The sequence below is a fragment of the Promicromonospora alba genome, from assembly GCF_042654905.1.
Classification (GTDB): Bacteria; Actinomycetota; Actinomycetes; order Actinomycetales; family Cellulomonadaceae; genus Promicromonospora; species Promicromonospora alba.
In genome coordinates, this window is record NZ_JBHSFI010000007.1 from 107,041 (window position 1) to 120,285 (window position 13,245).

The 13,245-nt window shown below is 71.2% G+C and carries 14 protein-coding genes; 5 read left to right on the plus strand and 9 right to left on the minus strand.

Annotated elements, in window-relative coordinates; translation table 11 throughout:
- Positions 1 to 9 precede the first annotated feature (9 nt).
- Genes ACFO6V_RS22070 through ACFO6V_RS22080 form a run of 3 tightly spaced genes read right to left on the minus strand, consistent with a single transcriptional unit; the run spans position 10 to position 3,037 of the window.
- A complete protein-coding gene (locus tag ACFO6V_RS22070) occupies positions 10 to 1,035 on the minus strand; it encodes a FecCD family ABC transporter permease (RefSeq protein ID WP_377139453.1) in 1,026 nt (341 codons plus the stop codon).
- The gene (locus ACFO6V_RS22075; protein ID WP_377139456.1) at positions 1,035 to 2,036 is read right to left on the minus strand and encodes a FecCD family ABC transporter permease; all 1,002 of its coding nucleotides are present in this window, start codon (positions 2,034 to 2,036) and stop codon (positions 1,035 to 1,037) included. The genes ACFO6V_RS22070 and ACFO6V_RS22075 overlap by 1 nt, the downstream gene beginning before the upstream one ends.
- Positions 2,036 to 3,037, minus strand: coding sequence for an ABC transporter substrate-binding protein (locus ACFO6V_RS22080; protein WP_377139458.1), 1,002 nt, complete (start codon positions 3,035 to 3,037; stop codon positions 2,036 to 2,038). Before ACFO6V_RS22080 ends, ACFO6V_RS22075 begins: the two co-directional genes overlap by 1 nt.
- Before the next feature lie 325 nt (positions 3,038 to 3,362).
- Here ACFO6V_RS22080 and ACFO6V_RS22085 point away from each other — a divergent pair, with 325 nt between their 5' ends.
- Positions 3,363 to 4,934: an HNH endonuclease gene (locus tag ACFO6V_RS22085; RefSeq protein WP_377139682.1), complete on the plus strand. Its 1,572-nt coding sequence runs from the start codon at positions 3,363 to 3,365 to the stop codon at positions 4,932 to 4,934.
- Between the two features lie 51 nt (positions 4,935 to 4,985).
- On the opposite strand, the gene ACFO6V_RS22090 is transcribed toward ACFO6V_RS22085, so the two are convergent.
- The 3 genes from ACFO6V_RS22090 to ACFO6V_RS22100 are packed head-to-tail and all read right to left on the minus strand — an operon-like array spanning position 4,986 to position 8,697.
- The gene (locus tag ACFO6V_RS22090) at positions 4,986 to 5,390 is read right to left on the minus strand and encodes a hypothetical protein (RefSeq protein WP_377139461.1); all 405 of its coding nucleotides are present in this window, start codon (positions 5,388 to 5,390) and stop codon (positions 4,986 to 4,988) included.
- Positions 5,387 to 8,182, minus strand: a complete 2,796-nt coding sequence (locus ACFO6V_RS22095) for a M48 family metalloprotease (protein WP_377139463.1) — start codon at positions 8,180 to 8,182, stop codon at positions 5,387 to 5,389. Before ACFO6V_RS22095 ends, ACFO6V_RS22090 begins: the two co-directional genes overlap by 4 nt.
- Positions 8,182 to 8,697, minus strand: coding sequence for a hypothetical protein (locus ACFO6V_RS22100; RefSeq protein WP_377139466.1), 516 nt, complete (start codon positions 8,695 to 8,697; stop codon positions 8,182 to 8,184). The genes ACFO6V_RS22095 and ACFO6V_RS22100 overlap by 1 nt, the downstream gene beginning before the upstream one ends.
- A 249-nt stretch (positions 8,698 to 8,946) precedes the next feature.
- Between ACFO6V_RS22100 and ACFO6V_RS22105 the strand changes: the two genes are divergently transcribed.
- Positions 8,947 to 9,168, plus strand: a complete 222-nt coding sequence (locus ACFO6V_RS22105) for a hypothetical protein (RefSeq protein WP_377139468.1) — start codon at positions 8,947 to 8,949, stop codon at positions 9,166 to 9,168.
- Positions 9,169 to 9,268: 100 nt separating this feature from the next.
- Positions 9,269 to 9,703: a BlaI/MecI/CopY family transcriptional regulator gene (locus tag ACFO6V_RS22110; RefSeq protein ID WP_377139471.1), complete on the plus strand. Its 435-nt coding sequence runs from the start codon at positions 9,269 to 9,271 to the stop codon at positions 9,701 to 9,703.
- Between the two features lie 25 nt (positions 9,704 to 9,728).
- On the opposite strand, the gene ACFO6V_RS22115 is transcribed toward ACFO6V_RS22110, so the two are convergent.
- Complete coding sequence (locus ACFO6V_RS22115; protein WP_377139473.1) at positions 9,729 to 10,358, minus strand: DUF5134 domain-containing protein; 630 nt, start codon at positions 10,356 to 10,358, stop codon at positions 9,729 to 9,731.
- A gap of 179 nt (positions 10,359 to 10,537) precedes the next feature.
- Here ACFO6V_RS22115 and ACFO6V_RS22120 point away from each other — a divergent pair, with 179 nt between their 5' ends.
- The gene (locus ACFO6V_RS22120) at positions 10,538 to 10,867 is read left to right on the plus strand and encodes a MarR family transcriptional regulator (RefSeq protein ID WP_377139476.1); all 330 of its coding nucleotides are present in this window, start codon (positions 10,538 to 10,540) and stop codon (positions 10,865 to 10,867) included.
- 5 nt (positions 10,868 to 10,872) lie between these two features.
- Here ACFO6V_RS22120 and ACFO6V_RS22125 read toward each other — a convergent pair whose 3' ends face one another.
- Entirely contained in the window at positions 10,873 to 11,568 is a 696-nt protein-coding gene (locus ACFO6V_RS22125) for an NAD(P)/FAD-dependent oxidoreductase (protein ID WP_377139479.1), read from the minus strand.
- On the opposite strand from ACFO6V_RS22125, the gene ACFO6V_RS22130 reads away from it, so the two are divergent.
- A complete protein-coding gene (locus ACFO6V_RS22130) occupies positions 11,567 to 11,869 on the plus strand; it encodes a hypothetical protein (protein ID WP_377139482.1) in 303 nt (100 codons plus the stop codon). The two genes, ACFO6V_RS22125 and ACFO6V_RS22130, sit on opposite strands and share 2 nt — an antisense overlap.
- A gap of 33 nt (positions 11,870 to 11,902) precedes the next feature.
- Here ACFO6V_RS22130 and xynC read toward each other — a convergent pair whose 3' ends face one another.
- Positions 11,903 to 13,180: a glucuronoarabinoxylan endo-1,4-beta-xylanase XynC gene (xynC, locus tag ACFO6V_RS22135; RefSeq protein WP_377139484.1), complete on the minus strand. Its 1,278-nt coding sequence runs from the start codon at positions 13,178 to 13,180 to the stop codon at positions 11,903 to 11,905.
- Between the last annotated feature and the right edge of the window lie 65 nt (positions 13,181 to 13,245).

The following is a 13,245-nucleotide window of genomic DNA, read 5'->3' on the forward strand; positions in this document are numbered from 1 at the left end:
CCCGCTCCCCTATCTCTCACTACGGCTGTCGGTAGGGCTGCTGTTCCGGATCAGCAGCCAGGCGATGTACGGGGCGCCGGTGAGCCCCGTGACGATGCCGGTGGAGATCGGGTACGGCAGCAGGTGCTGCGCGACGACGTCGGCCGTCTGGACGATGACCGCGCCGACCAGAGCCGCGGGCAGGACCCGGTCACCGGCCGGGCCGAGCAGGCGGCCGGCGATCGGTCCGGCCATGAGCGCGACGAACGCCAGCGGCCCCGCGGCGGCGGTCGCGAGGGCGACGAGCACGACGGCGCACCCGAGCTGCACGGCGGTCTCCGCCTGAGGGCGCACGCCCAGCCCCCTGGCGCCGTCGGCGCCGAGCTCCAGGACGCCGAGCCGGCGCGAGAGCGCCATCAGGACCGGGATGACGACGCCGCAGCCGATGGCCAGGCCGATGATCTCGCCCTCCCCCGCCATACCCACCGAACCCACGAGCCAGGTCATGGCGGCTCGCGCGTCGGAGATCTCGGCGCGGGACACGAGGTACCCGGTCACCGACTCCAGCAGCGCGGCCACCCCCACGCCGATCAGGATGAAGCGGTAGTCCGCGATGCCGCCACGCCACGCGAGCAGGTAGACGGCGGCCGCCGTGACGAGGGCGCCGACGAGGCTCGCGACCGACAGCCCGAACCCGCCCGCGCCGAAGAGCACGAGCCCTGCGACGGTCGCGCTGCTCGCACCGGCCGAGATGCCGATGATGTCGGGAGCCGCCAGCGGGTTGCGCAGTACGCGCTGGAAGATGCTGCCCGCTGCCCCGAGCGCGAGCCCGGCCAGCACGGCGGTGATCGCGCGGGGCAGCCGCAGCTCCCGCACGATGAAGTCGACAGAGGGCTCCGCGGACAGGCCGAGCACCGAGCGCAGGACCTCCGCCGGCCCGAGCAGGTAGCTGCCGAGCATCATCGAGCACATGAAGACGCAGGCCGCCACGACAGCGAGCGCCGCGGTGACGACGAGGGCACGGCGCGTGCGGGCGCGGCGTTCGAACCGGAACATCACAGCTCCACGCCGCGCCGCAGGCGCACTATCGTGATGAAGACCGGTGCGCCGACGATGCCGAGCACCACGCCTACCTGCAGCTCTCCGGGTGACGCCACGAGCCGGCCGACGATGTCGCAGAGCAGCAGCACGAGCGGCCCGAGCACGAGGCTGTAGGCGAGGATCCAGCGGTAGTCCGGCCCGGTGACGAGGCGGACGAGGTGCGGCACCATGAGGCCGAGGAACGCGATGGGGCCGCATGCGGCGGTCGCGGCTCCGCACAGGACCGCCACGACGGCGAACGTGATGACCCGGTTGCGGCGCACGTGCTGCCCCAGCGAGACGGCGAGGGCGTCGCCCAGCGCGAGCAGGTTGAGCTGGCGGGCCAGGAACATCGCGGCGATCAGCCCGATCACGATGTAGGGCCCGACCTGTAGGACGACGGGCCAGTACCGTCCGGCGAGCGCCCCGACCTGCCACACGCGCAGCTCCTCGAGCGCGTCCGTGGAGGAGAGCACGATCGCCGACGTGATCGACGAGCAGACGGCGGTGACGACCACGCCGGCGAGCGCCAGCTTGATCGGCGTCGCACCTTCCCTGCCGAAGGACGCGATCGTGTAGACGGTCGCGGTGGCGGCGCCCGCGCCGAGGAAGGCGAGCCAGACGTTCGCGCCGGCCTCCTGGTCGCCCAGGACGAGGATGCCCGTGACGACGGCGACGGCGGCGCCCGCGTTGATGCCCATGATCCCGGGGTCGGCGAGCGGGTTGCGGGCGACGCCCTGCAGGAGGGTGCCGCTGACCGCGAGGGCGGCCCCGGCGAGCACCCCGAGGACCGTGCGGGGCAGCCGCATGTCGAGGATGACCGTCAGGTCGCTCCCCGCCAGGTCCCCGACGTCGATGGTGCGTGAGCCGAGCATGACCGACGCGACGCAGACGGCGAGCAGCGCGCCGGCGGACAGGAGCAGCCCGCCGGCGATGAGTGCGTTGCTCCGCCGGGGGCGGGTGGCGACTGCCGTCATCAGTCGGTGAGGTTCTCGTCAGCCTCGTTGACGAAGTCGGTGAGGTTGCGCAGCTGCTCGGTGTAGTCCGGGTAGGTGTGCAGCCAGTAGGCGGGCCAGGACGTGTAGGCGCCTGCCGCGTAGGCGGTGATGTCCTTGGCGATCGGCTGCGCGTCCAGCGTCTCCTGGTTGGCCGGGTAGCTGCGGTCGTCGAAGAGCAGGACGTCCGGCTGGTACGTGTCGGCGTTCTCGAAGCTGAGGCTCTCCCAGTAGGGGAACTCGGGGTCTGGCTTCGCCGGGTCGATCACGTCCAGGCCCCACGACTGCAGGTCGAGCAGCTCGGGTGCGTACTCGGGCACGGCCACCGCGTAGGTGTCCTCGTACGGGCTGATCGCGAGCGCCGTCAGCCCGGGCTTCGCGGCGACGGCGGCCTCGAACTCCTCGACCGCCGTGTCGAACTCGGCCCGCTGCTCGTCGATCACCGAGGTGTCCGCCCCGAGCGACTCGGCCAGCTCGGCGTAGTCCTCGATCAGCCCGACTATCGAGTCGCCCTGCGCCGCGCCGACGACGGGTGCGAGCTCCGCGAGCTTCTTGCTGGACTCCTCGACGCCGTCCTCGAGGCCCGAGTACCCGCCCTCGGCCGGCCACCAGTCGCCCACGATGAGGTCCGGCGCGAGCCCCGCCGCCTTCTCGACGTCGATCTTGCCCCACTCCTCGCCGAGGATCTCGATGCCCTCGAAGTCGGCTCCCTGGAGGCCGACGTCGCTGTCGATGTCGCCGTCCGCGTAGATCCCGACGGGCTTGATCCCGAACTCCATGAGCACCTTCGCCGCGTAGGAGTGCGCGATGATCCGCGTGGGCACCTCGTCCGCGGTGTAGGTCTTGCCGTCGCCAGAGGTGTAGCTCCACGCTCCGTCGCCGGAAGCCGCTTCGTCGGGTGCGGCGCTGGTGCACCCGGTCAGCGTCATGCCGGCGGCGACCGCGGTGGCGAGCACGGTGGCGAGGAGCCGAGGTCGGCGCATGGCAAGCCCTCCAGGGGATCAGTAAAGAGATCGGGAGATAAAGCAAGCCTTACCTTATCTTGCCGGATTAGTCGGACCTGCCACCCCCGTCAGATCGCGTGCGCCACGAAGACCCACTCTTGGCCTCGGCAGTCCACTTTCTGCTGTCGGCAGATGAGGCTCACTCGGGCGAGCACGTCGAACGGGTGTGCGATAAGTTGGTGTCATGACGCGAACCGGTGAGCTGCCATCCCGAACGGCCGACGGGCCTGACCCGTCCGTGCCGTTCGACGGCGTGACCACCGACGCAGCCGGTGTCCGGGCTGTGCGTGAGCTGCTGGCGGGCATGATCCTGCCAGGCGGTACTGACACCGCGTCCTCGGTGTCGAAACTGGTGCAGGCGCAGTGGGTGGACCTGCTCGGTGAGCTCGAAGCGGTGAAGAACACCGTGACCGCGACCCAGGCGCGGCTGGCCGTGGCACTGGACGAGGCCACGAAGGCTGACGAGGCCGGGCAGGGCATCCGGGTGGAGCGGCGGGGTCGTGGTGTGCCGAACCAGGTGGGTGCGGCGATGCAGGCCAGCCCGCACGCCGGGGGTTCGTTCCTGGGCACGGCCCGGGTCTGGGTAACGCAGATGCCGCACACGTTCGACGCGCTGCGCACGGGTGTGCTCTCGTCGTGGCGGGCGACGCTCATGGTCCGCGAGACGTCGCACCTGTCGGTGGAGGACCGGGCTCGGATCGATGAGGAGATCTGTGGTCCCGCGGGCCTGGTGGCGTTGGCTCGGATGGGGACCAAGCGGCTGGTCGCACGCATCAAGGAGCTCGCCGGGAAGCTGGACGTGCACGCGTGTGTGAAGCGGAACGCGAAGGCCGTCTCCGAGCGGTGTGTCTCGGTGCGTCCGGCGCCGGACCTGATGGTCTACCTGACGGCGCTGGTCCCGATGCAGCAAGGGGTGCAGGCCTACGCGCAGCTGAAGGCGCGCGCGGACGCGGCCAAGGCCGCAGGTGATGAGCGGGGGGCCGGGCAGATCATGGCCGACACGTTGATCGAGCGGGTCACCGGACGCGAGCCCGGCCACGCCGACGACGTGCCTGTCACGATCAACCTCCTGGTCTCCGATCAGACGCTGCTCGCCGGGGGCGACGAGCCCGGGACGGTGATCGAGGGCGCTCCGGCGGGTGTCGGCACCGTTCCTGCCCCGGTGGTGCGGAACCTGGTCGCACACGGGCTCGACGCGGATGCCGCATGGCTACGGGCGATCTACGTCGACCCCCGGGGCAGGTTGCTGGCCACCACGTCGACGTCCCGGTTCCACCCGCAGGGCCTAGCCGGGTTGTTGCGGGCGCGGGAGCAGGGCATCTGTGCTTCGCAGTGGTGCGACGCACCCATACGGCACCTCGACCACGTCGTTCCGCACGCGGAGGACGGCGAGACCAGCCTGGCCAACGGGCAGGGCCTGTGCGCGCGCTGCAATCACGCCAAGCAGGCACCCGGCTGGGTGCAGAAGGCCACCGAGATCGACGGCCGGCACGCAGTCGAGACGACCATGCCAACGGGGCACACGTCTGTCTCCGTGGCGCCCGTTCCACCAGAACCGGTGACCCCCACGGGTCGTGTTCCTGTCTCCATGGCTCCTGTAGCACCGAAGCTGGTCGCCACCACCGGGCACGCAGCTGTCTCCGTTGTGCCCAACCCGGCAGAACCGGTCCGGGCGGAGACTCCGGGGTGGACCCCCGCAGTCGGGATGAGCGGCCCGCGCAACGGGCGCATCCCGCGCAGCCGCTACTCGATCGGCTGCCACACCCGCCGCGCCCGAGGCGCGATCAGCTACCGCCCACCCCTGCACACGGGCCCCGGACGGCGACTACCCCGGCACACTCGCTCAGCTGACCTCTCCTGGGCACATTTCCGTTGATGGTGAGCATGAGGCTGGCCCCGCGGATCTTCATGGCTGCGGGGGCGGAGCTCAGATCTCCGTGAAGCAGCCGCTCACCAGCACCGAGTACTGCAGCTCGACAAGAATCTCGAACGTCTCCCGGTATTCCGGATCGTCGGTCGCGCCGAGCACCGCGATGCTGTCGAGCAGGGCCTCGGCGTCCTCCCGATACGTGGAGCCCCGACGGGCCAGGTCCACGAGCGAGCGCTCCATGTCCGCGCTGATCTCCTCGCCGGCGCTCCAGCCGGCCCAGTACCCCAGGAAGGAGCCGCACAGGATGGCCATGTAGTCGGTCGGCGTCGGCAGGGGTGATGGCGGGACGGACTGACCGGAGACCGAGGGCGCGCTCGGTAGCGGTGGTGGCGCCTCTTCGGCACCGCAGGCGGTCAGCACGAGGACGATCGCGACGGCGAACGACGCTCGGGCGGTTCTCACAGCACCCCGATCTGCTCGAGGCGGGTGATGACACGACCGTCGAGGCGCGCCCCTGGAAGGCTCTCGGCCGCGTCGAAGATCGTCATCCGGTTGCTCGCAAGACCCTCGACACAGGCTTCCCCGCCGCGGCGTGCGGCGGTGTAGAGGGCCTCCCACCCCGACTGCGCCTCGGGGTCCGGGATCGGGATGAAGCGCTCCGCCCGCTCCGCGGCGTCCCGCAGCCTGCCGCAGGCTGCCGTGGCGTCGTCCATCGCCTGGCCGAACTCGAGGATGATCGCGACGGTCTCGCCGGCCGTCGTCTCCTCGGTGATCAGGGGCAGCTCGGCCGCGTACAGCGCGCGTCCGACGACAACGGCTCGTTCGTCGAGCAGGCTCTGCATGATGTCGCGGCCCCCGGCGTCCAGCCACGCGGAGGTACGGGTCGAGACGTCGCTCGGCAACGCCAGCTCGTCCGTCGCGCCGTCCGACGGCCGGGCGCTCGCGACCAGAGCCGGCAGCAGGCCGACGGTCAGCACGACGGCGATCGCCACCAGCGGGACGGCCGCGCGGGGCGACGGAGCCAGCGAGCCGGGGGCGGGATCCGGTGCCGCGCGCAGGAGGCGGCGCGCGAGCACCTTCAGGGTCGAGGCCGCCACGGCGGCGACGACCACACAGAACAAGCCGACCACCAGCGTCGAGGACAGGTTCTCGAGGTGGGCCACGGCCAGCTGTCGGCGCAGGTCGGGCCATCCCGTGCAGACGTCGGCTCGGGCGTTGAACGCCCCGAGGCAGCCGTCGAGGGCCCCCAGCGCCGTCGCACCGAGCACGCCGAGGAGCATCGTGATGCCCCCGGTGGTCACGGCGGACGGGACGGTCGGATGCGGCACGAGCACCGTCGCGAACGCGGCGGACGCCATCGCCGTCGCGATCAGCGCCGCACGCAGCCCGGCCTCGTACAGCCAGGTGTCAACCTCGCTGACGCCGGGATCCATCAGGTCGCCGGACCACCAGAGGTTGACCGCGAGCACCGCCACCACGGCGCCGACGCCGCCTGCGGCCGCCGTCACGTAGACCCGGCGCAGGCCTGGCCGCGGGTGGATTCCCGGACGCAGGAGCGAGCCGACGAGGAGGGTGGCGGGCACCAGCCACGCGAGCGCGGCGCCGGCCACGGCGAGCGGGTCCCCTGCCGCTCTCGCGGAGCCCGTGATCAGGAGCCCGGCCGGTTGCGGCAGCTCGAGCCACCCGCCGTCGTCCGACAGCATCAACCCGAACTTCGCGAGCGTGTCCGCGCCGCCCAGCCCCAGCGTGCCCTGGTCGAGGAAGAACAGGAACGGCACGCCGAGCGAGAGCCACCCGGCGAGCTGCGTCATCCAGAATCCCGGCGCGCGCAGGCGCGGCGGGAGCCGCCGGGCCGCCAGGGACGTCAGCTGGGCGGCCCACACGCCCGCCACGACCGCCCAGGCGAACACGGTCAGCAGGAGCCAGGAGTTGGTCGGGGGCCCGGTCTGGTAGCCGGACAGCCCGACGAAGTACCCCACGGCGAACCCGGTGCCGAGCGCGAGGCCCTCCCGCAGCCCCTGCGGGGAGGGAGCGCCGCGGTCGGCGGCGTACAGGGCGGCACGCCACAGCGGCACGAAGAGCGCTGAGAGCGCCAGGGCCACGACCAGCCACAGCGCCGGGAACCGTAGCCCCACCTGTTCGAGGGGTACCGCCTGGACGGCGATCAGGGCGGTCACGGTGCCGCTCAGGGCGACGGGAAGCAGGTTCATCCGGAACAGGAGGGAGGGGTCGTCCAGTGCCCGACGCCGCGCGGCCGCACGGGGGTGGACCCGGAACAGCTGCGCCACCGCGTCGAACGACCGGCGCCACCAGGGACGCCTCTCCCCCGTGTCGCCGGCCAGCAGCCCGCGCAGGTCGCCGTGCCACGCGGGCGGCAGGACGTCGGCGTGGAGCTCACGGGCGTGCAGGACGTCCGCGCGTGCCAGGAACACCACCCCCGCCAGGACCGCGGCCGGGGCCAGGTACCGCACGACGGACAGCACGCCGACGCCGGCCGAGCCGGAGCTGAACGCGGGTCCGAGAGCCGCCACGGTCGCCGGCACGAGAACCACGATCAGGAACGACCGCCAGAGCGCGACCGTCGCGTACGTGAGACCGACGTCGCGGTTGGCGATGTGGTTGAGCTCGTGCAGCATGACGCCGCGGAACGCCTCGAGCTCAGGGTTGCTGGTCCCCGGCCCGGCGGGCGAGGACGCCCGGACCAGGCCGGCGCCGTGCAGGCTGACCAGGCCGGCGCCGATCCTGACCGTGTTGCGGCCGAACCGGCCGAAGACCGTCGCGCCGCAGCGCGGGTCGTGCGGGTCGAGCATGAAGCTGACGCTGCCGGCGGAGATCCCTGTGCGGCGGCACAGCGCCGCGAGCTCGGAAAGGAGCGGGTCGATCGCGGCGCCGTCCTGCGGCACGTCGAGCGGCACCAGGCGCGAGACGCGCCGTTTCCAGACCGGGAGCAGCGCGTAGATGACGAGAGCGACGACGCCGGTGGCGATCAACGCCCAGAACGTCAGCTCCCACACGCGATCGAGGGCGGGCGCCTGACCTTCCAGGCACCGCGGGTGCATCTCACGTCGCGCATCGGTGGCCGGCCCCGAGAAGTAGCCGACGGCGAGGCGGCAGCTCAGATCCTTCGTGACGGCCTCGATGTCTCGAACCGCGACCATCTCGCGGAACCAGACCGAGCTGGAGACAGCGATGAGCGCCAGGAGGAGGACGAACCGGTAGGTGGTGCCGACGGGGACGCTGCGCTCAGCTCGCATCAGGTATCCGGGGGCCTGTCCGGCCCGGTGACCTCGGGCCCGATGGCGAGCGACCCGGCCACACGCTCGGCCAGTGCGCGCGCCGCCGGTTCGGGAACCTGGGCCTCCAGCAGCTTCGCGAGGACCTGATCGTGCACGACCCGGAGCTGGTCGGAGGTGAGCTCCGGCACATGGACCACCAGGCGTGGCCGCCGGAGCACTCGCCGCAGCCAGGCCACGAAGCGGGAGATCAGCGACTCGGCGGCGGTGCCGGTGACCGTTCGGACGACCTCCTCCACGACGATCATGAGCAACGGGGCGACCGCTACCGCGATGGTCGTCTCGATGCCGAACCCGAGTGGATCACCGTGCCGACGTCGCCTGCGCAGCCGGCGCATGACCCGTGCGTCGTCCGGGTCCTGAAGCAGGGCGTCGAGCACGCGGCGCTCGTCGTCGGGCAGGTGCCCGTTCGCTACCGCGACGTGGACGGCGTCCTGTACGACGCTCCGCAGTCGTTGCGCGTCAGCCTCCACCATGCCCCCATTCGCCCCTTATGGGAAAGGTAGACCGCACTGCGCGACAAGTTCAACGAATCGGGTGATACGGCCCGTGCTCTCGCGGGGTACGAACCCGGTCTTCGCCGGTTGGTGGGTCTCGGCAGCACCACGTATCACGCCGTTATCTTGACGACTTGTAGAGATATACGTGACCCTCGTAGAGGGCACCAGCCCGGCACGAAGTCCGTTCCGTTACATCCCGTGCACGTCCAGGCAAAGGAGACAACGATGAGCGACAACCCTCAGCTTCTTCATGTGGCCACGTTCTGCGGCAAGTGCGACTGCGGCTGCCCGGAGCTGTTCGTCGACCCGAGCGCCGAGCCCTTGAAGCAGATCGTGATCACCGACGACTTCGGTCAGCGGATCCAGATGAGCCACGACCAGCTCGCGGACCTGGTGGAGCAGGCGCGCAGCGGCGCGCTGGACGCCGCGGCGCTCCAGCCGGCCTGACGCCTGGCCCTTCCGTCCGGGATTCCGGACGACGCAAAGGTGGCGACCCATCAGCGAATGGGCCGTCACCTTTGCAGTATGGTCCTGCCAGGAGGGCAAAATGTCAGGCAGGACCCCGGCAGGCAGGACGCCGTCAGACAAGATCTCGGCAGGCAGGACCCGCGAGCGCGGACAGCTCGAGGCCGAGGTCATGCGAATCCTCTGGAGCCACGAGGACGCGATCGGAGCGAGAGTCGTCCAGGAGAGCTTCGAGGACGAGCACGTCCCGGCCTACACGACGCTCCTGACGGTGCTCGACCGCCTCCAGAAGAAGGGTGAGGTCGTCCGGATCGCGACCTCCCCGCGGAAGGTCCGCTTCCGGCCCACCCGTTCGGATGGCGAGCGCGCGGGAGCGGCGATGCTGTCCGTGCTGGAGAGCTCCGGCGACCGCGAGGAAGCGCTCGCCCAGTTCGCGGACCACCTGACCGCACGGGACGCCGAGATGCTGGAACGCGCGCTACGGCCTAAGCACGCCGAGCGGCAGCGCGCCGGCTGATCCGGCGCCCGTCCACCCCTGCCGATCAGCCCGCGAGCATGAGCCAGCACATCGCGGCCATCCCGAAGCTCATCGCGGAGCTGGCCAGCAGGTCGGCACCGGCGTGGCCCCGCACCGAGCCGCCGCCGCGCAGGTGCCGGAGCAGGCCGATCAGGAAGACCGTCCCGCCGACCGCGAGCGCCGCGAGCAGCAGCGCACCGCTGACCGTGGACCAGCCACTCAGCTGCGCGTGAGCCACCGCGTGGTCCGTGTGGTGCGTGCGCCCCGCCCCGTGTCCCGTCGCGAGCGTTCGCGACGCCGTCAGGCCAGGGTGCATGACCACCACCGCCCAGACCATCGCGAGCATCATGACGGCGTGCATTACCTGGGTCCCTGGGCTCTCGTGATGACCGGCCCGCGGGCGTCCCGCCGTCGGGCCGCGCGACAGGGCATCGGCCTGGTGCCAGCCGGCAGCGGCGGCGAAGAACACCGCGGCCAGCACGAAGAAGGCCAGCTGCGGCGGCGCGGGCAGCCGGACCCACCACGGCCACACCATCGCGATCATGACGAGGTTCATGCCCAGGTGGCACAGGTAGCCGGTCACGGCGAACGCCTGCCGGGAGGTCACGAGACGCCACAGGGAGTGTGCGCCGAGAGCGGCGAACAACACTGTCACGATCCACTGCACGGCTGGGTCCGACGACACTGGCGCCCCCGCGTTCTCGACTAGCGACAACGGCGATCAAACCGCCGCGACAGTACCACGTGATGTAGAGATGAAGCCGGGATGGTGTCGATACGAGGTAGGGACGACGGCGACGCCGTCAGCCTCGGCCGGCGAGCCAGATCATCAGCTTGTTCTTCCAGGCCGCCGCCGACTCGGCAGGCCTGTCCGGCACGGACTATCAGGCGAGCAACCTCCTCGACCTGGACGGACCGATGACCAGCGGGGAGCTCGCTCGCCGGCTCGGCCTGTCGCTGGCGGCCGCGTCCCGGCTCGTGGACCGGCTCATCGACGCCGGGATCGCACGCCGCGAGCCCGACCCCGCCGACCGTAGGCGCGTCGTCGTCCAGCACACCGGCACGCTGCCCGGTGACCTGGCACGCACGCTCGACGGCGTCCGGGAGCCCATCGCCGCCAGCCAGGCCTACGCCGACTCTGCCCGCTCGCTCAGAACCTCATGACGAGATCATCGAACGGCGAGGGTCAGCGCGTCGGCGACCTGCTGGCGGTGCAGCCGGGTCTGCTTGACGCCCCGGTCGGTGTGGAGGTCCCCGAGCAGAGCGCCGGCCCATGGACCGAACTGGCTCTGCATCGGTACGGACTGCGGCCCGGCCAGGGTGACGTCCAGGCCGAGACCGCGGCCCGTCGCCGCGACCTCGGCACCGAGCACCCCGTCGCCCACCACGACCAGCCGCCGGGCGGTCGCAAGCTCCGCGTGCAACGCCACGGAGTCGTCGAGGGTGCGGATCACGTGCACACCCGCCAGACGGTCCTGGCCCGGCCGGGGGTCCGCAGGCTGTGCCTCTACGGGAAGGGTCCTGGCGTGGACACCGGTGGCGATCACTATCGTGTCGGCGCCGAGCTCACGGCCCGACTCGGTCCGGACCGTGCGGTTGGCGACGTCCAGGCCGGTGGCCCCGTCACCCAGCACGAGCTCGGCGTCCAGCGCCCGCAGTGCCGGTTCGGGCCGTAGCTGCGCCCGGCCCGCCTCCCACGCCCCCGACAGCACCTGCTTGGAGAGCGGCGGCCGGTCGTACGGGAGGTGGCGTTCGCCCCCGAGCAGCGTGAGCCGCCCCTCGTACCCCTTGCGACGCAGCGCCTCGGCGGTGGTCAGGCCGCCGGCCGAGGCACCGACGACCAGGACGCTCCCCGGTGTGCTCATGGCCGCCCAGATCATGACCGACCCGAGCCTCTACCTCGCCGAGCTCGACGAGTCGACGACGTCGAGCTCCCGGCGCGAGAGCGAGGAAGGCCTGCGTCGCAGCCTCCCCGACCTGTCCGACGACGTGTTCGAGGAACGCGAGGGCATGGTCCGCAACCTCGTCATCTACGCCTGCGCCGACCGCGAGCGGGCGCTCGCGGCCGGCAGCCCGACGGTCCGTCCCACCTGGGGCACGACGGCGGTCGGCCTGATCGACGCGATCACGGCTATCTGGCAGGCGCCGGTCACGCCGATCGACTGACTCCGACCCACTGTCGGTGATACTCGGGCGGCACTACTCCGTGACGAAGGTCCTGATGCTCTGCGCCGGCAGCTCCGTGTTGAACGAGCCGTTCGTCATGACCACCCTGTTGTACGCGGCGAGGGTCCGGTTGGCGTCCGTCACCCAGGTCGAGAACGCGCCGGAACCCGCACCCTCCACGCTGACCGGCAGATAGACCCCGGCGGAGGTCTTGTTGATCGCCACCATCACGAGCTTCGAGCCGTTCGTGAACGCGGTGACAAAGACGTTCGACTCGGGATTCGCGGTGGCCGTGACACGCCAGTAGCCGGGGCGTACCCACTTCGAGAAGTGCGCCATGTTCGCGCCACGCTTGCTGATCTGCCCGTCCTCGCGCATCGGCCCGTACGAACGACGGATGTACCACCACACGTACGCCTGGAACCGGCCGTACAGCAGGGCGTTGTGCATGTTCTCGCCGGTGGCGAGCGCCTGCGGCCACAGGTCTCCCGAGTCACTGCTGTTGGGGTGGTAGACCTCCGTCATCCACAGCTCCTTGCCCGCGCCCTTCTGCACGAAGAGCGGGTAGGCGAGGTCCGAGGTCGGGGTGCCGTACAGGTGCGCTCCGAGGATGTCGACGTTGGCCAGCGCCGCGGGGTCGTTGAGGATCGGGTCGGAGAGGTTCTTCCGGTACTGGAACGACTCCGGGGCGATGACCCTGGCGTCGATAGACCCGGCGTTCTCGCGGAGGAACCGGACGATCTCGGCAGGCGTCCACGCCGTCCAGTCGTGCGCGTAGTCGGGCTCGTTCTGTACCGAGATCCCGTACAGGGGCACCCCGCGGTCGCGCATGTAGCGCACGAAGTCGTTGAGGTGCCGGGCGTAGTTGCCGTACTGGTCGTAACGCAGCCGCTTGCCGCCGGAGAACGTCTCGGTCATCCCCGCCGGCGGGTTCCACGGCGACGCGAAGACCTTGGCGCCGAGCTCGGTCGCGCGCTTGGCCGTCGCGACCTCGCCGGCCCACCTGGCCGGGTCCTCGTGGACGGGGATGCGCAGGATCGTGAAGCCGAGCTGCCCGGCGCCGTTCCCGAACGCCGTCTCGCGCTGTGCCGCCGTGAGGTCACTGATCCAGGCCGTGTGGTTCATGCCGCCGAAGCCCTGGATCGTCTGCTGCCGGATCGACGGCTGGACGAGCACCTGGGCCGCGGCGGCCGGCTGCGCCGAGACCAGGCCGGCCGTACCCACCGCGGCGGTGGCGGAGAGTGTGAGGAAGGCCCGCCTGCTGACGGGGTCGAAGCGCGGCTCGTCGGTTCTCCTGGGAAGCAGCATCATTGCCCTCTCTGTCGTCGGAGCGCTGTGAAACGTTATCCAATCGACCTCACCGCTCGTCGTCGAGC